The sequence below is a fragment of the Xenorhabdus budapestensis genome (assembly GCF_002632465.1).
In the GTDB taxonomy this organism is placed as follows: Bacteria; Pseudomonadota; Gammaproteobacteria; order Enterobacterales; family Enterobacteriaceae; genus Xenorhabdus; species Xenorhabdus budapestensis.
The window spans coordinates 1-20011 of sequence record NZ_NIBS01000003.1; the positions used below are offsets into that span (position 1 = coordinate 1).

A 20011-nucleotide genomic window follows, 5' to 3' on the forward strand; every position below is an offset into this window, starting at 1 on the left:
CGGTGAAACTAATCTCCAGCACAAGATATTAGCTATCGCCGAAGAAGAAGGGGTACGGCAGGCCGCCTATGCGCTGAAGCTGTTGCAAAGTGATGGCGAACTGACGATGGCGAGCACGGGCAAGGATGAGGCAACCGGCAACCTCGTCACCAAAAGCTATACCGTGAAAGGCCCGGTGATGCTGATGCTCACCACGACCGCCATTGATGTGGATGAAGAATTACTGAACCGTTGTCTGGTGCTGACGGTCAACGAATCCCGCGAACAGACCGAAGCTATCCATGCGGTGCAGCGCCAGAAGCAAACCCTCGAAGGCCTGTTGGCTGAGAACGAGCGGGACTATCTGACCCAGCTTCACCAGAACGCCCAGCGGTTGTTGCGCCCGCTGAATGTGGTGAACCCCTATGCCAGCCAGTTAACGTTCATGAGCGATAAGACCCGTACCCGCCGTGACCATATGAAATACCTGACGTTAATCCAGAGCATCGCGTTGCTGCACCAGTACCAGCGGGAAATCAAAACGGCGGAGCATCGCGGCAAAACACTGGAATATATCGAAGTGACCCAAGACGATATCCGGCTCGCCAACCAGCTTGCGCACGAGATCTTAGGCCGGACGCTGGACGAAATGCCGCCGCAGACCCGCAGGTTGTTGCTGCTGATACAGGCGTGGGTCAGAAACAGCGGCCAGCTCCGCCATGAAATGTTGTTTACCCGCAAGCAGTTACGGGATGCAGTGCAGTGGGGTGATACCCAGCTCAAGGTGCATCTCTCACGACTGGTCGAAATGGAATACCTGCTGCTGCACCGTCGCGGCCTGACGTTCGTCTATGAACTGCTGTTCGACGGGGCAGACAGCGAGGCCGTGCACCTGAGCGGCCTTATTGTTCCCTGAATGGGCAGTATGACGTTATCCGGTCGGGGTTAAAACTCAATCGGTCGCCTGTCAGTCGGCCTGTTGTCGGCAGACAGTCGGGATAGCTCAATCCCGGTAAAGGCAGAGACGGCAAGGCTTCCCATCAAAGTGGTCGGCATCCGCCAAAAAACACTGTTCCGGCCACCTCAATCAATCCCATCCGGCCGTACAGCCCCCTCTGCTACTCACACAACAAAAAAGAAGGAGAATCCGATGACAAGCCCACATAATCCCCTGCTCGCCACCTTACGCCAGCAACTGGAAGCGTACCTTGATACGCAAGCCGCACAGGGAAAAAGCCCGCGCACACGAGAAAGCTACCGGGAACGGCTGCTGCCCTTCGTGGACTGGTGCGAACAGCGCACCGTGCAGTATCCGGCACAGGTCACGCTGGGGTTGCTGGAAAGCTGGCAGCGTTATCTGCGTGCCTACCGTAAGGCCGATGGCCAGCCTTACAGCAATAACGGCCAGCGTGAACGTCTGGGCACACTGCGGTTATGGTTCCGCTACTTGCTGCAACGCCACCACATTCTCTACAACCCGGCTGAGCAGTTAGTGTTACCGAAAGAAGAGAAGCGGTTGCCCGCCCAGATCCTGAGTGAACAAGAAACCGCGCAGGTGCTGGACAGCCTTGACGACCAGAGTATCTTGGGGCTTCGCAACCGGGTGATGCTGGAAATCCTCTGGAGCAGCGGCATCCGGCGCATGGAGCTGCGTCAGCTTCGGCGGGGGGATATCGACTTCGAACGCGGAGCGATGGTGATTAATCAGGGCAAAGGCCATAAAGACCGGGTTGTCCCCATCGGTGAGCGGGCGCTGGGCTGGCTGACACGCTATCTGATACAGATCCGGCCACAGTTGGCAGAAAGTCATGACAGCGGTTATCTGTTTATCTCGCAAAAGGGCAGCCCGCTCAGCCCGGGGCACCTGACGCATATCGCCGCGAAAGCCATCCGGCAGCAGGCCCAGCTTGACAAGCCGGGCGCTTGTCACCTGTTCCGGCATTCAATGGCGACCCAGATGCTGGACAACGGGGCCGATATCCGCCATATCCAGGCGATGCTGGGACACGAAAAACTCAATACCACCCAAGTGTATACGCGAGTCGCTATCAAACAGCTCAAGCAGGTGCACAGCCAGACCCATCCGGCCGAGCGTGAGCATCCGGCATTCTCAGAAGCAGATAATCATACCGAAGCACCGAAGAGCCGTTCAGGCCGTGCCAGCGGAGAGCCGGACACCGAACCGACACTACCGCGCACCGGACAGCCCGATCGTCCCCGTTGAGTTCGCTGGGAGCGGTGCGGGGGCAGACCGTGGCCGGACTGCCCGTCAGCCTCGGTGCTCGCGGGGGTACGTGGGCAATGGGCGGCCTGAGCCACGGTGTCCCCGTTAAGAATGTGCAGGCCGCCCAAAGCCCACTCAACATAATGTGGGGGAATTATACGCCACTCACCGGGCAGCCCCACAGCCAGCCAGCAGCCTCAGAGAGCGGTTCGCAGCGTATAATTTACATTATGTCTGCGCCCCCGCTGGTCGGCATCGCCGGGTGTGACGCACAAGGCTGCGCCTTCTGCTGTCAGCGTCTGAGCACCAGCTTGGCAAACACCGCGCCAATCCTGAGCACCGTGACACGTTCCGGCAAAATCACTTCTTCTTTAGCTGCCTGACCTGGCTCAGGCCAACAACGCAGTAGGCAGGTCGGCCTGCGGCCTCCGCTAATTTACCTCCCCCACCCCGACCCTGCTGCACTGGCTGCGCCCGGCTCGCAGTCGCTGCACTCCTCGCTCGTTGCCGTGCTCGCCATCGCCGCCCCGTGCAGCCCCCGCAGGAGGCTTCCCTGATGGTCAGTGCAACCACCAAAGCAATAATAATCTTAAGCCTCGGTGCCTGAGAGCGTCGCAGGGCGCCGCTGGCAGGCTCTGTGCCGCCCGCACCCGCAGAACGTGCGCCCGCCGCCCAAGCAAGTTGGGCGACGTTCGCCCGTTGCCGAAAGTGAAACAGATCACAACCCCAGTCTGTTCGGCGGATCACGGCAGAAAATGGCCGCTATACTGCATCGCAGGTGCATCAAAGCGCATCGGCCAAAAAATCGCAAAAGTGCCTATCGGCGTTTTAAGTTAGCGGGGATGGGCGGAACGGGTAAAAACGGTTCTTTAACAAGCTGATAATCAAAGAGAAAATCGTTTTAAACAGTATGACCGCATCCGAACCCACCCTATGACCCGATCGGGCTGCTGGGCGGGGTGAATCCTTACTCTTACGTACATAACCCTGCGAATTGGACCGATCCACTTGGGCTAGCAGGCGGGGTTGGAAATAAAGGGGAGCCTGTAAAACTTAAAGCGCCTGAGGTTGTTGAGTTAGATCCCAGAACCATCAGATTTAGCCAAAACTCAGTTAATGGTGCTGCTGAAATAACTCAAAGCATGAAAGCTAAAGGTTGGGCTGGAGATCCAATTGATGTAGTTAGAATGAAAGATGGCGGACTGACAACAATAGATAACACTAGGGTTTTAGCCGCATCGAGAGCCAATGTTAATGTAAAAGCCAGAGTACATGACGGCTCAACGCCTTTACCACAAGAATTCATTAAGCGCTTTACAACCTATAAAAGCATCCCATCAACATGGGAAGAAGCTATTAATCTCCGTATAGGAAAACAAAATGCAGGATATAGAAAGAGATATCCTGATGGTTCAAATGTAATAGGGTCGCTAGATTAATATGGAACAATTACTAACCAAAACAGAACTTCCAGAATGGTTTTCTTATCCTCGTAAGTTTCTTAGGATAGTTGAGCAAAATTTGCTTAATTTTGATCCTTGGATAATTTTGGAAGGTGAGAGATTACGAGATCACTATACTGGATTAAAAAAAAGATACCCATATAGGGATATCGTTCCATTTGCTCGTCGGGAAGATAATGATGACATCATGTGTTGGGATAAAAATAACCCACATGAAGTTATTATTATCCATGATTTTGCAAGTGAAGGTTATGAATATGTCGGTAAATTTGACTCATTTTGGGACTGGATTAGAGCAGCCGTAGAAGCAACTATCGAATACGATGAATAAAAATTAACATCAAACAAAGCCGGAAAGATCCCCGTGATCTTCCGGCTTTCTTCTTTTTTTAAGAGCGGCTCATTCTCTGCCCTTCGCGGCTTTTGTAATCACCAATCAGTTCGCGCATTCGCAGCTTAATTTCACTGAGCTGGTCTTGCTGGCGTTGGTACTGTTGCCGGATGTTGCGGGTGTCGTCACTGTCAGTAATGAGCACCAGACAGCCATCCATGATTTTAACGGTGAGTGTACAGCCCATATCAAATCCGACTTCTTTAAGCCACTGTCCTTTAAAATGGGTAACGAAATTGTGGCACTTTCCCATCAGCAAACCGGTTATGACCATCTGCTGACTATTCCCGGTATCGGAGCGGACAGAGAACGTTGAGTATCGTGGATCATCTCTAGGATTTTAATTTTAAATGAACACGTTTTCCCTGGTGTAGGTAAAAATGGTAATATTTTAAAATTAATGAGATATCGTTATTATAATTGTAAGAATTTGTTTTTTTACATATGGATAGATGTTAAATTTGAACGCTTAGCTTAATAAAGAGTAAAAAATACTCATTCGAAATATAAGGATGTAATTGTGATAGAGTTTGCTAGTTTTTCTACAGAAGATGCTATCAAAGATGATGCTGTTGGTATTTCTGTCAGGCAGATTATAAAAAAAGAAGGGCTAAACGCTTATGCTACGTTTATCAATGCAGGAAAGAGAGTTGGGTGCCACAATCATAGTAGTGGAGATGAATGGTATATAATACTTTCTGGTGAAGGAGAAATATGGACAGGTGAAGTAGTAGATAATGAGGTTCATGATGTCCAAAAAAAGCGATTTTCCCAGGGGTGTATTTTTTGTATTTATCCAAATACAGCACATCAACTTGTCGCTTATGAAAATGTAAAATTAATATTTTTATGCCCAGAGTCCCATTTATCCCATGATAGGGTATGTTTTGCAGATATATGTGAATAATTATTTTGCAAAAGTGATAGACTGTGATTCCCTGAAAAAGCTTTCAGGGATATAGTTAGCTATGTTATGTTCATAACAATATCCAACTAAATCTTTCTTACATTTTACCCCTGTTTTTTGATAAACATTTTGGATGTGATTGGCGATTGTTCTGTGGGACAGAAATAGTCTTTCAGCGATATCTTTAGTGGAGAAACCTTGCAGAATATAAAACACTATTTCCCATTCTCTTTTGCTAAAAAACGCTGATGGGGGGGTAAAAACTAATGATGTTTGCATATTTATTTTGCTTAGCTTTTCTAGTGTTATAGTATCTACCGGCCTTCCATGGAAAATAGTTCCTCTGCATGTCCCATTTTCATCAATTAATGGATATTTATCGAAATACCATGGTTGAAGGTAGGGGAGATTTTGAAAAGGATGAATTTCAATAGAGGTGACCCGATCTAATAAAGTTTCAACTTTTCTGTCGTGTTTCTGAAATTCATCCTGAAAATTTGCAGTAGATGCCGGAAGTTCACCATCAAAATGGCCCCCTACATCATACCCTTTAGGAAGGGAAAGTAATTCATGATATTTTTTATTAGCATATATAAATTTTGAGGTATGATCTTTCGCACCCCATGGCTCATTACTAATTTCCCAAAATTTTATTAGCGGATTAATCAACTTTTCTACTGAACAATTCATATGCTACCTTCTGAAAATCATCCTGATTAATTATTATTCTTTCTCATATTTATACCCGTTGTCTTTCAAGTTGTATTTTGAAATCCATAGAGTATGTAATTTTAAATATGAATGATATTACTATAGCTTTCATGGTTTAGCGTTGTCAGATTAACTGTTTAAGTGAAAAAATTCAATAGTATAATCAAATAGATGCGACTAGCTAATTGTGAGGATTTTTTTACCTGAATTGGGTATAAACTTTAATGTAGGGACATCGCTCTGACCCAACGTTTTGTAAAGTCGTCCGCATGTGGCGGTGCTACATGGACGATGGGCTAATGTTTACATATAAAGCAACACTTCGCTTTGTAATAAGTAACCATCCGCATTTAACATAACAGTCTCATATAACGCGATTTTAAGCGCGTGCATAACTATGCACACTACTGCGTGCTCATTGGTTTTGCGTCAAAATTATCTATATTCATTTTGACCATTGATCCATGAAAATTGCCCGAATTTATGAACGAATAAGTTCCTCTGAACAGGATTTATCTCGCCAAGCGGCCATTGAAAAAATGGTGACCGCTAATAGATTCTACTTTGCTGGTATTTATTGGGAAAAAGCATCCGGAGCTAGGGCTGACAGACCTGAACTACTCACGATGATCGCAGACTTTCAGCCCGGTGAAGTCGTTATCGTTGAAAAAAGAATTATTACAGAGGAGCTAAACCGAAATCTGGAGGTAATTAACTTGCTCTTTATACTAATAAGGCAGCGGAATTATTTGACAGATATGAAATTTCTGTGACTAAAGTAATATTAGATTAGTGTCCATAAAAAGATTGATAAAAGAGATATTGTTGATGGGATTATAATATTAAAGGATAAAAATCCTAATGAATATGTTATTGATAATCTTTATACTTGGGTTGAAATGCTTAAAGCTATTTTTGTCAGATATATGTGTATAATTAAAGATTATATGGATGTTATTTTTTATTTCTGTAACTTCAGCTATACGATAAAATATGAAAAAATCCATCACATAGATATTAATTATCTTTGTCCTGAAAGGGATGTCAATTATGATAATATAATTTATTCAGAGATGAGAAAGAAATAAAATTCACCATGAAAAAACACTATTCTGTATGAATAGACAGTGTTTTCCTTTCAGCTTATCTGCTCAAATCTATTTTTTATAGAAAATTTAATGTGCTTAATTAGCTAAAGATCATTACTAAACTACATTAGCAACAATTCGTCTCATTTATTATTTGTTTACCATATTTTTCTATTTGAAACAGAAAAAATTGTTAGTAAACTTAATATACTTTTTCTTTGCATAAATCCCCCCTGCATAGTGCTTTTTATGCTGAAAATAATAAAAATAGAGGTTGATTCGTTACCTTATATATCCTCAGTTAAGACATGAAGTAGCAGTGTAGCGCAGTCACTTATTGCGAGTGATGTGGAGCTATCTCCATAAGTGAAGTGATATTCTCGTAACATTTTGTAAATTTGTAATGGCAAAGCTGCTGATTGAAAGCAGTTGAGGGGATTTTTCGTACTGATTTTTATTGATATTCAATATGGAGTATGAGATTACGACGTTGTAATAAAACGGATATAGCAAGGTTTTTAGTGATGTGTTGATTAACAAGGGTAAAATTCCAAAACCGTGTTCTCATATCAAGTTTGATTATGAAGGAGGAATGATGTTTTTCCATGCTGTCAACAAAAATAACATTGTCGCACTTGCATTAATATTGGGCATTGTTATTTTCTTTTTATCTGTTAATAACAGTAAGTTGAGTATTATCGATTATGCAGATAAACATTGTCAAAAAAATACTGCTTGTCTGATTGATATGAATAAAATCGCATCCTTTGACTGGGATAAAATGTATGTCCTGGATAAGGGAATGGATCATAAAGATATTGAGAGTATCATCGGGGCTGCATTTACAGGAAAGGCCAGCCTTTTTTATAAGATTATCTTTGTCAGAAATCAGCGAGTGGTTTATGAAGATGAGTATGATCCCTATGTAAAATCTTATGAGAAAAAATTTCTGAAACCGGATTTTCAGTATCCTTATGATGGGAAAGGAAATTATTTGAATTATTACGTTATCTCTAAGGAAAACGCGATTCTTTCAATGAAAATTGAAAAGAGGCCTCCTGCAAGCGATAAAGTTTATTACAAGTTATCTCCTTCCAATCCACAGCAGATTAAGGAAAAAAACTTGTAAATATATACAATTATATTGGTTGGTACTTCAGTGCAGGTCTATTGTTTCTTTTTGGCCTGTACTTTTTTAGTTTTATTCTTTGTTTTGTATTCAAAGCGGGAACGTGAACTTTTTGAGGAGCTAGCTTTATTTGAGGGAGTATCAGAAGCTGAATTATTTTGATGTGCTGGAGGTTGTTCTTGCGAGTTTTTTAAATGTCTTTCCCATTCACAAGTTGCATTGAGGCTTTCCAGCGTTCGGGTTAAATCGGCAATCAATCTTTTATTCTTATCATTTTTTGCATACTTAAGTTGTTTTTCTAATGTTTTCTTTTTCTCCTCACATCCAGCTTTACTGGGGTTTGCATAGGCAATACTCATACTGAAAACGATCAGTACAGATAAGATCATAGTTTTCGACTTCATGAATTATTCCTAATATGGTTTTAAGTTTTTATCCAAAATTTTATATGCTGATCTGGATTTGATCCTGAAAATTCGACCATAGTTACAACTGACAGGGGGGAGAATGGAGGCTTTTATCTTTTTTTGTGAGAATGAGGAATAATGCTTTTTTGTTGCCTGATTGGCATTAGGCAATTTACCAATATTTCTCTCCCGGGGTTTGAAAATCGAATGCTAAGTTATCGTCACCAATGAGTTTTAGTGTTCGGGTGTTACCGTATTTGTACTTAATTTCAATATATATCAATCAATTAGGTTAATTTTGATGCTGTATATTGTTCCAGTGTTTATTGTCGTTTTTCCGCTTTTGCAACATACTGTGGGGTAATCGGTGGGGTAACAAATATCTTGGGATAGAGATCCAAATGACTGCTGGAATAAATCGCTTATCAGATAAAAAGCTCAAAGCGTTACTGGGAACTCACTCTGACAAAGTGAGAAAAATATCTGATGGGGCTGGGTTGATGATTCGTGTCACAAAGGCGGGTTCCATAAGCTGGGTTTATAAATATCGATTGGGTGGAAGGGAAACCGAAGCAAAGTTACTGACACTTGGGCGATACCCTGATCTGTCTTTAGCCAAAGCCAGAGAGATGCGCACTCAATGCCGAACATGGTTAGCCGATGGCAAAGATCCCCAACGAATGATAAAGCTGGATAGGGAAGAAACATTAAAACCAGTCATTGTTCAGGATGCTATAGAATATTGGTTAACTGTATATGTTGATAATAATTTAGTGAATGCCAATAGATACAGAGAACGTTTTAATAAACACCTGTTCCCTTATATTAGCGATATGGCTCTTTCTGATTGTGATACCCCTTATTGGCTTAGGCGTTTTGACCAAGTGAAAAAGGTCGCTCCCAGTATGGCAGGAATGCTTTTGCAAATGTCACAGCAGGCGCTTAAATTTTGTCGAATCAGACGATTTGCTGTTTCTCATGTTTTGGAAGGGATTACAAAGCAGGATATCGGTTAAATAAGCGAAAGAGAATATTAACAGAAAATGAATTATCTGATGTGCTTAAATCTATACATTCTGATTTCTGGTCATGATTCCAATTTATTGATAGTGATGAATATTTAAATAATCCCCCATGACTCTGTCATGCATTTCCACGGATTTTAAAAAAGATAAGGTTTTGCGAGTCAGTCTTGCCAAATGCTGACGAAGATTCAGGTTATGTCTCTCTATGTGTTGTGTATAACGCTTGCTGGCCACATGCAATTTCCCCATCAGTGTTTTTTCATCGCTTTTCCAGCCATCGGTCATACAGACCACTATGTTGAAAGGAGCCAGTAACGCCATCAAACGCATCAAGGTCTTTTTTGTTCTTGGGCCGAAAACGTGAGCGATCACTTTTCGTCTGAGTTTGTCGTAAGCATAAAAGAGCCAACGGGGCTGCTTCTTTGACTTCACATATGACCATTGTTCATCCATTTCACCGCAGACAATGACTTCGGTGCCGGGGACAATGGCTTCTGTTACCGATTGAGGTCTGAGTTTTTTAAGTGGCGGAGAACCGTATTCAGACCCATTCCCATGACACGCGCTGTCGCACGACATCCCCTTCCATTCATGGTCATATCGACAATTTGCTTATGTGTACCGGGACGACAAGCGGTATAAGTGAATTCCAATTGCCAAGAGTGACGGCAGGATTGGCAAAGATAACGTTGATGACCAGAACGCGAACGCCCATTACGGTGGATCCCTTTAACGGCATGACAAGAGGGGCAGGTCACATCAATCTTTGCCATCTGAATGTTCTATACACGATTCAATAAATTGATGTCATGACCGATTTTAAATATAAAAATAGGATGTATAGTTATTCTTCTTCTGTACACTAAGCATGCATCCTATACATAATCTGAAAAAGTTTGAGTTAACAGGTTAATAGTTAATGAATACCATATTAATGGTCACAAACCCAGATATGACAGGCCTCTTAAAAATTATGCATAATGTGTACAGTGGATGGCTTCAAAAAGATTTTTAGGGGAGTCAGGGGATATAAGACAGTTATTTTTTATTAGTATTATGATGATATTTGTAATTATTAGATATGCAATAATATGGAGAGCTTAAATGATAAGGCGTAAAAGTTATAATCCCACATGGGATGGTTATTTGGGGGATTACTTAAATGGAAAAGTGGGAATTAACCAGTTAACCCCTCAGCATGAGTTTTTTGATTCTATAGGGTTAGAAAAGGTATTAAGTGATAATACCCAGTATCACTATATGCTTACATTGGCTCAGGCTCAAAGTATTATTGAAGATATTAATCCTAGCCCTCCACAAAAGCCAAGTTATGGCGAAGAGTTTGCAAGAGGTAGCGAGGTAAAATATAAGAAGAAAAATCTTATAGCAGCAGTGTTTTCTGTCACAGACCCTATTTCTACCTATGCTGGAAATATCTATGATTCACATGGATTCTCTGATGTTTGCCGGGAATTTAAGAGGTTAAATATTACTGCAAAAACCTATGTGGGAGAAAATGGGAAAAAATATATTCACCTGTCAGGTCATGCGGGTCTTAGGCGTCTTGTCAGAGGAACCCGATACGGCGCTAGCCACCCTCAAATGTTAGCCATGGGGATAGGACAGCAGGGTCTTAATGCTAGTATTATCAAAGGTGTTAGATTCTGTATTGTCTTTTCGATTGGCTATAGATTGATAGAAAGTATTTTTAAGGATGAATATACTTTAGCTGATTTTATCGGCAACATAACAATGGATATGGCTAAAACCGCTATTATTGCTGCATCCTCATGGATTGCGGGGTCACTTTTAACTGCCACTGCTTTTTTAGGTGGAAGTATTATTGCTGTTGCGGGAATAGTTTTAGCTGTTGGAATTATAGTGGCTATCGGTTTAGATCTTGTTGATAAGCAATATGGAATAAGCGAAAAATTAATAGCACTCTTAAAAGAAGCAATGGAAAGAAAGCCAAGAACACCGGAAGTAGACTTACAATATTTTTTTAATACGATGGGAAGAATTAGGTGAATAGTAAATACTTAAAAGCATTATCTGGAGTAATATTGTTATTATTTCTTACATTTATGATGTGCTTCATTGTTGAATGTGCTGTTTCATTGGTGTTAATGAAAGATGAGATAACATTCTCTGGTGCAGTTATTATAAGTATTATGTCTTTCCCTATAATATTTTACTCTTTATCAGGATCTATTTTTTTTGTTCTATTTAATAGAACACCAAAATATAATAAATTAATCATTAAGTACTTGAGTGTACTTATGATTACATCATTTGTAGTTAGTTTTCCTATATCTTTTTATGTTGGCTATAAGTTAAAAAATGATGGTTATCTGACATGTGATAAAATATCGTGGATGTCCCCAACAACCTATGTGAAAAATTTGTCACTGTGTAAATGAATTTTTTTGTAAATATTTTTTTCGTGTTTTATCTTTTTTAGCCTCTAAATTCCAGAGGCTTTTTAATTATTTTTCACGGTGTTAAATAGTGTTTTAAAGAAGATAACTACTCCGAAAAATATCATGAAAAAACTTCTCGAATTACGCCAACAAAAATCCGATTTAACCTATCAAATGCGTTCTCTGCTTACCAAAGCCGAAGATGAAAAGTGTTCTCTAACAGAGAATGAAGCCAAACAGTTTGATGAATTGCGCAGCCAGTCGGATACCTTGAATACGGAAATTGCCCGTTATGAGGCACTGTCTGACGAAGAACGCAATCAGGCAAAGACCCAGCCGACCAGTAAAAAATTCAGCAATGACGAACTGCGCCACTATATTCTGACTGGCGAAGCCCGCTCCCTATCTACCAGCGTTCCAGCAGACGGCGGGTATACCGTTATCCCTGAACTCAACAAACAGATCATGCAGCAATTAACTGATGAATCTGTCATGCGCCGAATTTGTACTGGACAGTGCTGCTTTGCATGACACCATCCAGAAAGCGCGGGGTATTCCGTCACAATGGACGGAAATGTTAACCAAACGCTTTAATATCTGGTGTCAGGGTGAAATACCGTGGATGGGTGAAGGGACATGGAAATCCTGCCAACTCGACTATGACGAAAACGACCTGAAAGGGCTGGAGTGTTACGCTGGACTGGATTTATCCTTAACAGGCGATATCACCAGTATCTGTTACACTTTCCCCGTGGATAACAAAAACAAACTGTTATTACTGACCCGCCATTACTTGCCCGAAGCCCAGTTACAAAATCCTGCCAATAAGAATCGGGCGGTGTATCGTCAATGGGCACAAATAGGCTGGATACGTACCACACAGGGCGATTGCATTGATTATGACGTATCCGTGATGACATTCTCAAAGACAGCCAGCACTTTGATATCAAGCTGGTGGGCTTCGAGACATGGAATGCTACCCACTTAAGAACCCAGCTACAGGGTGCGGGGCTGGATGTTGAACCGTTTCCGCAAACTATACTATCACTTTTCCAATAATAAGTTCCATTTAGCATATGGCAAGATATATTTTGGGTGTAAAAACTATGATTGCTCATATGACGCCAAAATGGATTATAAAGTAAGTCATTGCTATTTTAAGCTAATCTCAGATCTCTTGTAGCCATAAGTTGGTTTGAGATGGATTCATCGAAAGGTTCATCATTGAAATCACCAGCAATAATAACGTTACCAATCGAATTTTTGTTTTTTGTCTCATCTATAGCATCTCTGAGCCTAGAACCAAGAAGATGCCTATCTGCGCTGTTTTCTTTACACCACATTCTACTAGGCCAGTGGCTAATAAAAAGATTAAAAATAGTCTCATCAATTTTGCATAAAAGTTCTATTTTTTGAGCTACTTTTAACGTGCGTTTTCCTCTTTTAGTAATGATATTTTCTGGATCAGATGTGGAAAATTTTAATGTATTATAGATTATGCAGGTGTCAAATTTTGCTTTCTCAGTAGAGCTTACTCCTGAAAGGATATCGTAACCTTTAGGTGCAATTGATACTTTTAATTTTTCTATATCTTCTGGTGAAACTTATGCCAAACAAATACAATCAGCATTAAATTCTGTTATAAAAATATTAATCATAGTTAATGCAAGATCTGTCTCTTCATCGGTCGCCCTGTTTTTTTTCTTAGTAGGAGAAAGACTTGTGTTCCACCAGACAAAAGAGATCTCAGTTTTATTTAAGTTAACTTCATTATTATTTATTGTCATAGTTATAATATGAATCAAAATTTAGGTTATTTTCTAATAGTATATAATTTATATTTTTAAGTAAATTATATTGTTGCGTTTTAATTAATGGCAAAAGAAATATTAACGATATGTTATTTTTTATTCGGTTTAAAGCTGCATAAATACAAACCTAACCTACTAATAGATTAATAATGGAAGCTGCGTCCTTTCCTTTTGGAAAGCTATTTAGGATATAAATTATAAAATAGCCAATTTCCATTTGGGGATCACCGAGAAGATAGCCGTAACTGGGTATCTTCTCACTGGCAAGAACATTCCCGTCACTGTCATTTCAGTAGCTCTCGATGAAATACAGCACAACCTCTCAACAAAGTTGGAGTAGCTAGCGAACTAATCTGATTTTCCCCCTGTGGGGTAATTAGTTTCCCCACACTTCACGTCCCTTTAGCCTCCATTTACTCTTTTTAAGATGCGATGACGGTAGTTACTTTGTTACTATGCTTTGTTGTGTTTTAGTGCTCGTGCAATGAATTGTGGGGTAACGCGTGGGGTAATTAAATGACTTTTTCACCTTGTGTAGAACTAAAACTTATTAAAAATCAATAGGAAATAAATTAATGCTAAGTTATCGTCACAGTTTCCATGCGGGCAATCACGCTGATGTGCTTAAACACACTGTACAAAGCCTGATCATTGAATCACTTAAGACAAAAGAGAAGCCTTTTCTTTATTTGGATACCCATTCAGGCGCGGGTCGTTATCAATTGAGCGGAGAGCATGCCGAGCGTACGGGTGAGTATCTGGAAGGTATTGCTCGTATTTGGCAACGTGATGATATTCCTGAAGAGTTAAGCGCTTATATGGGGGTTGTTAGGGCGCTGAATCAGAATGGTGTTTTGCGTTACTACCCGGGCTCTCCGTTGATTGCCCGTCATTTATTACGGGAAAACGATGAGCTAAATCTGAGTGAACTGCATTCAAGCGATTTTCCTTTATTACGCAGTGAGTTTTCCCGTGACAGGCGTGCTCGTGTTCTGCGTGAAGATGGTTATCAGCAGCTAAAATCAAAATTACCGCCTAAAACTCGTCGTGGATTGGTGCTGATCGATCCATCTTATGAATTGAAATCAGATTATCAGAGTGTCGTTAAAGGTATTTTAGAAGGATACAAACGCTTTGCGACGGGAACTTATGCGTTGTGGTATCCGGTTGTGCTTCGTCAGCAGATTAAGCGTCTGGTTAAAGAACTAGAGGCGACGGGGATCCGCAAAATCTTGCAGATTGAATTCGGTGTGCGCCCAGACAGTGATCAGCGTGGTATGACAGCATCTGGCATGATTGTTATTAACCCACCGTGGAAGTTAGAACAGCAGATGCGGTCTGTGCTGCCATGGCTGCATCAGATACTGGTTCCTGAAGGGACGGGACATACTTTAGTAGAGTGGATTGTGCCGGAATAAGGCGTCATTGGTTTGATAGCCCTGGCCTATGATAATGAGAGCCAGAATCTTCATGCACAGTGATAACTTTTTATAATAATATGATTTACGCTTAAATTGTAGTCAGTAAGTTAATTGATTAGACGGAAGTGCCTAAGATGAGTGAACATTACGATTATATTGCAATTGGTGGTGGCAGTGGTGGTATTGCCTCCGTTAACCGTGCAGCCATGTATGGGCAGAAATGCGCCTTGATTGAAGCAAAAGCATTGGGTGGAACATGTGTTAATGTGGGGTGTGTACCGAAGAAAGTGATGTGGCACGCCGCACAGATTGCGGAATCTATTCATCAATATGGCTCTGATTACGGTTTTGATACAACAGTAAATCATTTTGACTGGAAGAAATTGATTGCCAGCCGTTCCTCCTACATTGACCGTATTCATATGTCGTATGAACGTGTGTTGGGTAACAATAAAGTGGATGTTATTCAGGGATTCGCGCGTTTTGTTGATGCAAAGACAATTGAAGTAAATGGCGAAAAAATTACGGCTGACCATATCTTGATTGCGACGGGTGGTCGTCCAATGTTCCCTGCTATTCCCGGTGCGGAGTATGGTATTGATTCAAATGGTTTCTTTGAACTGGATGAGATGCCAAAACGTGTTGCAGTCGTAGGTGCAGGCTATATTGCTGTGGAAATTGCGGGTGTTTTGAACGCGTTGGGAAGTGAAACTCATCTTTTTGTTCGTAAACATGCACCATTACGTTCTTTCGATCCGTTGATTGTCGATACGTTGTTGGAAGTTATCAAAAATGAAGGACCGACATTGCATACGAAAGCGATACCGAAAGCGGTGATTAAAAATGCTGATGGCAGTTTGACGCTGCAATTGCAGGATGGCCGGGAACAGACGGTTGATACATTGATATGGGCGATTGGACGTGAGCCAGTGACAGATAATCTGAATCTGGTGGCAGCAGGTGTTGAGCTGAATGAGCAAGGATACATTCAGGTCGATAAATACCAGAATACAAATGTGAAAGGTATTTATGCCGTGGGCGATAACACGGGAGCGGTAGAGCTGACGCCGGTTGCGGTTGCGGCAGGTCGTCGTTTATCGGAACGTTTGTTTAACAACAAACCGGAAGAACATCTGGATTATGCCAATATTCCAACAGTCGTATTCAGCCATCCCCCAATTGGTACTGTAGGTTTAACAGAACCACAGGCAAGGGAGCAATATGGCGATGATCAGGTGAAAGTTTACACATCATCATTTACCGCAATGTATACCGCTGTGACAAGGCATCGTCAGCCATGTCGTATGAAACTGGTTTGTGTGGGTAAAGATGAGAAAATTGTAGGTATCCACGGTATTGGTTTCGGTATGGATGAAATCCTGCAAGGCTTCGCAGTTGCGCTGAAAATGGGGGCAACGAAAAAGGATTTTGATAATACGGTTGCAATCCATCCAACGGCGGCAGAAGAGTTTGTTACTATGAGATAGGAAGATGATGCAGGGAAAGCACTTCTTATTTTTATGATTAATTGAAAACCACGTTTTGTGGACGTGGTTCGTAACAGGTTTTGGCTTTTTTGAGTTTGAAGGTGACAGAGATGGCAGAAGCTTGTGTTTAGGGCAAAATTAATGCCACCTTCCTATGAAGGCGGATTTTTGCTTTTATTTCGAATAAAGATCAGAACAATTCTGGCTTTTATTATTGGGGGGGCAGATAGTTAGCTCTTTCTTATTACTAGGCATTGAGTTAATACTCGGTTCCATTGTTGTACAGTCATACAATGTATTTCAAAAGGTTTTTTCCATCCTCTTTTCGGACCTCTTATCCAACCTGTATGCCAAAGTTTGTGTTGTAAACCAGCAAGTTCGGCAGGTTGTAATGATGATAGGCCAATGAGAATGATATATTGCATGGGCTTGTCTACTATGCCTTGTTCTAAGCTGAGATAGAGCAAACTATCGCATAGCTTAGGAAATAACTCTTTATTAACAAAGTTGTCGCTTTGCAGCTTGCGTCGGCACTTTGTTTGTTCTCTTTCTTTAAGATGATTAGGGATCATTCCATTTTCAGGATCCTTGATTTCTAATTAACCAAAGTTGGTTTGACCATTCGACTACAAAATCGACGGATTTCAGTAAGTAACTGAGACCATGTCCCTCAGGACCTTCTTTATCTAATTTTCTTACTGATTGCGCTTTAGAAAAATCGAAATATAGATCACCTTCAATCCACTCAGGATGCATTTGTGTTGTCATCTTGCATTCCCTAATGAATGTTGAATTTCAAGGTCATACAGACGTAAATATTCATCGGCAATCTTGTTGGGTGTCACATCTTTATATTGTTCAAACATATGCTTTATTACACCATCTTGTTTGGTTCTTTCTAGCGCAAAATAACGTATAGGGCTGTTTTGCTGCTTAGCAAATTCCAGTTCTTTCAAAAAAGCATAGTTATGTGTTGCAACGAAGATTTGTACACCACGTTCGGCGAGCATTACGAGTATTTTCGCGACATTCAGCATTAAAGAAGGATTAAGGTTAGCTTCTGGTTCATCCCAAAACAGGGTGTTGTCTCTGAATAGAGAGCCATTATGAATGAGTTGCCAAATTAGCGCTAATTTGCGATGACCTTCAGCGATCAAGGAAATTTCTAATTTAGAATTCCCTGAAGTTAACTGGAATTCTTCTCCATGAAGACTGACACGGCCTCCGATTGTTTTACGAATTAGTTCCAGCAAGGGTTGCTCATCTTTAAGTGGCATTCCTTTGCGAGCAGGTAGGTAAGCCTGTTTTACGATGTCGTAATAGATTTCTTCAAATGCCAGTTCATATTTGTCGTATAACGAAATAAATCCAGGAGCGAAGGACAATACTTCTTTTACGGGAATAAAAACAGGTTCTTTAGATAAATTAAGTTGACCTTCTACTTCGAAGAGATGATGACGTGTATTGTCGAACTTAAGGGTAAACGTTTTTTCAGACAGACCACGACGTGAAGTGATATTGACCAATGCGCTGGTTAACCCTTTTTTGTGTGCCACTAGTCTGGAAACGTTACCGCCACTTGGACGAAAGACATTTGCGAGTTTCTGTTTTAACTCATCGGCATTGTGCGCTTTTTGCTGCACACAATATAACAGTTTCATTAAATGGGTTTTACCGGTTCCGTTTTCACCGATAAAAACGTTTATTCCAGAAACAAATTCAAATTTAGTCTGCTTAAAGGCACTAAAATTTGTTAATTCTAAAGTGGTAAACATGGCGCACTCCTATCTGGCTGTTTTTGTAAGAGTAATGGCTTTAGTATGACTGAGCAAGCCGCTACACTTGCTCAATTTTCGCTTACAAATTTCATTTACAACTGGAAATCACAACCCTGGCGCCTTCCACAACGAAGTTGTCAAACCATCATCCACCAAATGCAGTTGATCCGCATATACTGTCTGCCAGTCTTTCTTCGCTTTTTGGTAAACCTCTCGGTGGCTTAAGTTTGGTTGATATTCCCGTTCCCAACGCACTAATCTTTCCCCTGTTTCTGGCATGGAATTATACAGCGAAACTCCGACGCCGGCTGCTATCGCACAGCCCAATGCTGTCGCTTCCTTAACTACCGGAACCCGCACGGGTAATCCGGTTACGTTGGAGAGAATCTGGCTCCAGAGTTTTCCTTTTGAACCACCGCCGGCGAAGACCAGCGAATCTGGTTGTACGCCTGAGAATGCTGCAACCATATCGAGGTTACAGGCTGAAACGATAGCTGCGTTTTCCTCTAATGCCCTGAATAGTGTTGCCTTGTTGCATTTTTCCGGATCAATCGACAGATTGAGGAAGGAAGGGGCGGCGTGATACCACGATTTAAAGCGCATGACATCGGAGAAAATGGGCATCACACCATATGCACCGACAGGAACTCGCGCTGCCATTTCTTCCAGCAGGTTGTAGGCATCAACACCCAGACGTTCCGCCATTAGTTTTTCTTCCGCGCAGAAAGCATCACGGAACCAGCGCATGGTGAGGCCAGTGAAGAAGCTGATGGATTCTGCCTGCGCCATACCGGGGATCACGTGGGGATTGATACGGATGTTCATGTTGGGATCAGTCATCGGCTCTGGCAGGTTAACTACCTGCTGCCAGAATGTGCCGCCAAGTACCGCAGTTTGAGCAGGTCTGACGACACCAATACCGAGGCAACCGAGCTGGACATCACCGCCGCCCATAATAATCGGTGTACCGCTATTCAAACCGCACTCGGTTGCCGCTTTGTTTGTTACGTATCCAAGTAAAGTACCGGTTTCTTTAACTGGGGAGAGGATATCGGAACGCAATCCCGCCATTTCTAGCAAGCTTGGACGCCAGTCGCGGCTTACCAAATCCAGCATGCCTGTTGTACCTGCGTTGGAAGGATCAACTGCCAGTTCGCCACTCAACATATAAGCCAGCCAATCGCTGATCATTGTCAGGGTACTGGCCTGCCGATAGATATCGGAGCGGTGATGGGCAAGCCACAACAGACGAGGCATTGCGCCCAATGCTAAGGTCTGGCCGGAATAACGATAAACATCATATTCAAACGTATTGTTGTATAACTCTTTCAGTTCACTGACTTCATGGCTGGAACGGGCATCTACGTTGGCACATGCCCAGATGGGATCACCGTTGCGGTTGTAAAGGACGATACCTTCCCGCATTGAACAGGCTGCAACACTCTGAATCGCACTGGCGGGTAGTTCCGCTTTTTGCAGTGCCTGCCGGATACATTGGCAGGCTAGTCGCCAGTTGTTTTTCAGGTCAAATTCCATTGAGCCTGCGACATTCGGTACTGGTTGGTGAACCCATTCCGCTTGTCCAACAGAGATTTGATTTCCTTCCAGATCAAATATTACTGCACGGATACTGCCTGTTCCTGCATCAAGCGCCATCAGATACTTCCCTGATGGGTGAGCATGAGTGCGTTGGTTCATGATGCTATCCTCGTTTGTCGTTATCTTATTAGCTTACCGGTTGTTGATTACTGACTACGATGTGGCACAGGG

General features: G+C 42.2%; 20 protein-coding genes and 4 pseudogenes. 15 read left to right on the forward strand and 9 right to left on the reverse strand.

Annotated elements, in window-relative coordinates:
* From Xbud_RS04290 to Xbud_RS04315, 5 genes and pseudogenes are all read left to right on the forward strand, one after another.
* A pseudogene (locus Xbud_RS04290) lies at positions 1-895 on the forward strand (DNA primase); the annotation flags it as partial.
* Between the two features lie 234 nt (positions 896-1129).
* Positions 1130-2203 carry a site-specific tyrosine recombinase XerC gene (gene xerC, locus Xbud_RS04295; RefSeq protein ID WP_099134914.1) on the forward strand — a complete coding sequence of 358 codons (1074 nt, stop codon included), beginning with the start codon at positions 1130-1132 and terminating at the stop codon, positions 2201-2203.
* A 599-nt stretch (positions 2204-2802) separates the two neighbouring features.
* Positions 2803-3084 carry a hypothetical protein gene (locus Xbud_RS19515; protein ID WP_145956612.1) on the forward strand — a complete coding sequence of 94 codons (282 nt, stop codon included), beginning with the start codon at positions 2803-2805 and terminating at the stop codon, positions 3082-3084.
* A 78-nt stretch (positions 3085-3162) separates the two neighbouring features.
* Positions 3163-3642 carry an RHS repeat-associated core domain-containing protein gene (locus Xbud_RS04310; RefSeq protein WP_244589848.1) on the forward strand — a complete coding sequence of 160 codons (480 nt, stop codon included), beginning with the start codon at positions 3163-3165 and terminating at the stop codon, positions 3640-3642.
* Position 3643: 1 nt separating this feature from the next.
* On the forward strand, positions 3644-3997 hold the full coding sequence (locus Xbud_RS04315) for a hypothetical protein (protein ID WP_099134916.1): 354 nt from the start codon (positions 3644-3646) through the stop codon (positions 3995-3997).
* Positions 3998-4055: 58 nt separating this feature from the next.
* Here the strand turns inward: Xbud_RS04315 and Xbud_RS04320 are convergent, their stop codons facing one another.
* On the reverse strand, positions 4056-4331 hold the full coding sequence (locus Xbud_RS04320) for a SymE family type I addiction module toxin (RefSeq protein WP_099134917.1): 276 nt from the start codon (positions 4329-4331) through the stop codon (positions 4056-4058).
* A gap of 246 nt (positions 4332-4577) precedes the next feature.
* Between Xbud_RS04320 and Xbud_RS04325 the strand changes: the two genes are divergently transcribed.
* On the forward strand, positions 4578-4964 hold the full coding sequence (locus Xbud_RS04325; RefSeq protein ID WP_099134918.1) for a cupin domain-containing protein: 387 nt from the start codon (positions 4578-4580) through the stop codon (positions 4962-4964).
* On the opposite strand, the gene Xbud_RS04330 is transcribed toward Xbud_RS04325, so the two are convergent.
* A complete protein-coding gene (locus tag Xbud_RS04330; protein ID WP_099134919.1) occupies positions 4965-5654 on the reverse strand; it encodes a helix-turn-helix transcriptional regulator in 690 nt (229 codons plus the stop codon). It abuts the gene before it with no gap.
* 485 nt (positions 5655-6139) lie between these two features.
* Between Xbud_RS04330 and Xbud_RS04335 the strand changes: the two are divergent.
* Together Xbud_RS04335 and Xbud_RS04340 are read left to right on the forward strand one after the other, a co-directional pair.
* Positions 6140-6346 (forward strand): annotated as a pseudogene (locus Xbud_RS04335) (recombinase family protein); the annotation flags it as partial.
* A 943-nt stretch (positions 6347-7289) separates the two neighbouring features.
* Positions 7290-7892 carry a hypothetical protein gene (locus Xbud_RS04340; protein ID WP_244589849.1) on the forward strand — a complete coding sequence of 201 codons (603 nt, stop codon included), beginning with the start codon at positions 7290-7292 and terminating at the stop codon, positions 7890-7892.
* Between the two features lie 38 nt (positions 7893-7930).
* Here Xbud_RS04340 and Xbud_RS04345 read toward each other — a convergent pair whose 3' ends face one another.
* Positions 7931-8296 (reverse strand): DUF1090 family protein, encoded by a 366-nt coding sequence (locus Xbud_RS04345; protein WP_099134922.1) that lies wholly within the window; start codon positions 8294-8296, stop codon positions 7931-7933.
* Between the two features lie 404 nt (positions 8297-8700).
* Between Xbud_RS04345 and Xbud_RS04350 the strand changes: the two genes are divergently transcribed.
* Entirely contained in the window at positions 8701-9315 is a 615-nt protein-coding gene (locus Xbud_RS04350) for an Arm DNA-binding domain-containing protein (protein ID WP_244589850.1), read from the forward strand.
* An 84-nt stretch (positions 9316-9399) separates the two neighbouring features.
* Here Xbud_RS04350 and Xbud_RS04355 read toward each other — a convergent pair.
* Positions 9400-10097, reverse strand: a protein-coding gene (locus Xbud_RS04355) for an IS1 family transposase (protein ID WP_244589851.1) whose coding sequence is annotated in 2 segments (ribosomal slippage) — positions 9400-9848 and positions 9848-10097 — 699 coding nt in all. Because the reading frame shifts where the segments join, the coding sequence is not laid out codon by codon here.
* A 334-nt stretch (positions 10098-10431) separates the two neighbouring features.
* On the opposite strand from Xbud_RS04355, the gene Xbud_RS04360 reads away from it, so the two are divergent.
* The 4 genes and pseudogenes from Xbud_RS04360 to Xbud_RS04375 form a co-directional block, all read left to right on the forward strand.
* Positions 10432-11352, forward strand: coding sequence for a hypothetical protein (locus Xbud_RS04360; RefSeq protein ID WP_099135137.1), 921 nt, complete (start codon positions 10432-10434; stop codon positions 11350-11352).
* Positions 11349-11744, forward strand: a complete 396-nt coding sequence (locus Xbud_RS04365; RefSeq protein ID WP_099134923.1) for a DUF1240 domain-containing protein — start codon at positions 11349-11351, stop codon at positions 11742-11744. Before Xbud_RS04360 ends, Xbud_RS04365 begins: the two co-directional genes overlap by 4 nt.
* A 123-nt stretch (positions 11745-11867) precedes the next feature.
* Positions 11868-12254, forward strand: a pseudogene (locus tag Xbud_RS04370) (phage major capsid protein); the annotation flags it as partial.
* Positions 12253-12788: pseudogene (locus Xbud_RS04375) on the forward strand (terminase TerL endonuclease subunit); the annotation flags it as partial. The pseudogenes Xbud_RS04370 and Xbud_RS04375, both read left to right, overlap by 2 nt.
* Before the next feature lie 113 nt (positions 12789-12901).
* Here the strand turns inward: Xbud_RS04375 and Xbud_RS20365 are convergent.
* The gene (locus Xbud_RS20365; RefSeq protein ID WP_339353670.1) at positions 12902-13333 is read right to left on the reverse strand and encodes an endonuclease/exonuclease/phosphatase family protein; all 432 of its coding nucleotides are present in this window, start codon (positions 13331-13333) and stop codon (positions 12902-12904) included.
* Between the two features lie 797 nt (positions 13334-14130).
* Here Xbud_RS20365 and Xbud_RS04390 point away from each other — a divergent pair.
* Together Xbud_RS04390 and gorA are read left to right on the forward strand one after the other, a co-directional pair.
* A complete protein-coding gene (locus tag Xbud_RS04390; RefSeq protein ID WP_099134926.1) occupies positions 14131-14973 on the forward strand; it encodes a 23S rRNA (adenine(2030)-N(6))-methyltransferase RlmJ in 843 nt (280 codons plus the stop codon).
* 137 nt (positions 14974-15110) lie between these two features.
* A complete protein-coding gene (gene gorA / locus Xbud_RS04395; RefSeq protein ID WP_099134927.1) occupies positions 15111-16463 on the forward strand; it encodes a glutathione-disulfide reductase in 1353 nt (450 codons plus the stop codon).
* 230 nt (positions 16464-16693) lie between these two features.
* Here the strand turns inward: gorA and Xbud_RS20105 are convergent, their stop codons facing one another.
* The 4 genes from Xbud_RS20105 to lsrK form a co-directional block, all read right to left on the reverse strand.
* Entirely contained in the window at positions 16694-17035 is a 342-nt protein-coding gene (locus Xbud_RS20105; protein WP_211283490.1) for a hypothetical protein, read from the reverse strand.
* Positions 17036-17042: 7 nt separating this feature from the next.
* Complete coding sequence (locus Xbud_RS20110) at positions 17043-17231, reverse strand: hypothetical protein (RefSeq protein ID WP_211283491.1); 189 nt, start codon at positions 17229-17231, stop codon at positions 17043-17045.
* The gene (locus tag Xbud_RS04405) at positions 17228-18238 is read right to left on the reverse strand and encodes an AAA family ATPase (protein WP_099134928.1); all 1011 of its coding nucleotides are present in this window, start codon (positions 18236-18238) and stop codon (positions 17228-17230) included. The genes Xbud_RS20110 and Xbud_RS04405 overlap by 4 nt, the downstream gene beginning before the upstream one ends.
* 108 nt (positions 18239-18346) lie before the next feature.
* Positions 18347-19939, reverse strand: coding sequence for an autoinducer-2 kinase (lsrK, locus tag Xbud_RS04410; protein WP_169923024.1), 1593 nt, complete (start codon positions 19937-19939; stop codon positions 18347-18349).
* Positions 19940-20011: the final 72 nt, after the last annotated feature.

What these genes read in the sequence shown, in the direction of transcription:
- xerC (WP_099134914.1), top strand. Translation starts at nt 1,130, where the DNA reads ATGACAAGCCCACATAATCCCCTGCTCGCCACCTTACGCCAGCAACTG.
- Xbud_RS04315 (WP_099134916.1), top strand. Translation starts at nt 3,644, where the DNA reads ATGGAACAATTACTAACCAAAACAGAACTTCCAGAATGGTTTTCTTAT.
- Xbud_RS04320 (WP_099134917.1), bottom strand. Translation starts at nt 4,331, where the DNA reads ATGGTCATAACCGGTTTGCTGATGGGAAAGTGCCACAATTTCGTTACC.
- Xbud_RS04330 (WP_099134919.1), bottom strand. Translation starts at nt 5,654, where the DNA reads ATGAATTGTTCAGTAGAAAAGTTGATTAATCCGCTAATAAAATTTTGG.
- Xbud_RS04345 (WP_099134922.1), bottom strand. Translation starts at nt 8,296, where the DNA reads ATGAAGTCGAAAACTATGATCTTATCTGTACTGATCGTTTTCAGTATG.
- Xbud_RS04350 (WP_244589850.1), top strand. Translation starts at nt 8,701, where the DNA reads ATGACTGCTGGAATAAATCGCTTATCAGATAAAAAGCTCAAAGCGTTA.
- Xbud_RS04390 (WP_099134926.1), top strand. Translation starts at nt 14,131, where the DNA reads ATGCTAAGTTATCGTCACAGTTTCCATGCGGGCAATCACGCTGATGTG.
- gorA (WP_099134927.1), top strand. Translation starts at nt 15,111, where the DNA reads ATGAGTGAACATTACGATTATATTGCAATTGGTGGTGGCAGTGGTGGT.
- Xbud_RS20105 (WP_211283490.1), bottom strand. Translation starts at nt 17,035, where the DNA reads ATGATCCCTAATCATCTTAAAGAAAGAGAACAAACAAAGTGCCGACGC.
- Xbud_RS20110 (WP_211283491.1), bottom strand. Translation starts at nt 17,231, where the DNA reads ATGACAACACAAATGCATCCTGAGTGGATTGAAGGTGATCTATATTTC.
- Xbud_RS04405 (WP_099134928.1), bottom strand. Translation starts at nt 18,238, where the DNA reads ATGTTTACCACTTTAGAATTAACAAATTTTAGTGCCTTTAAGCAGACT.
- lsrK (WP_169923024.1), bottom strand. Translation starts at nt 19,939, where the DNA reads ATGAACCAACGCACTCATGCTCACCCATCAGGGAAGTATCTGATGGCG.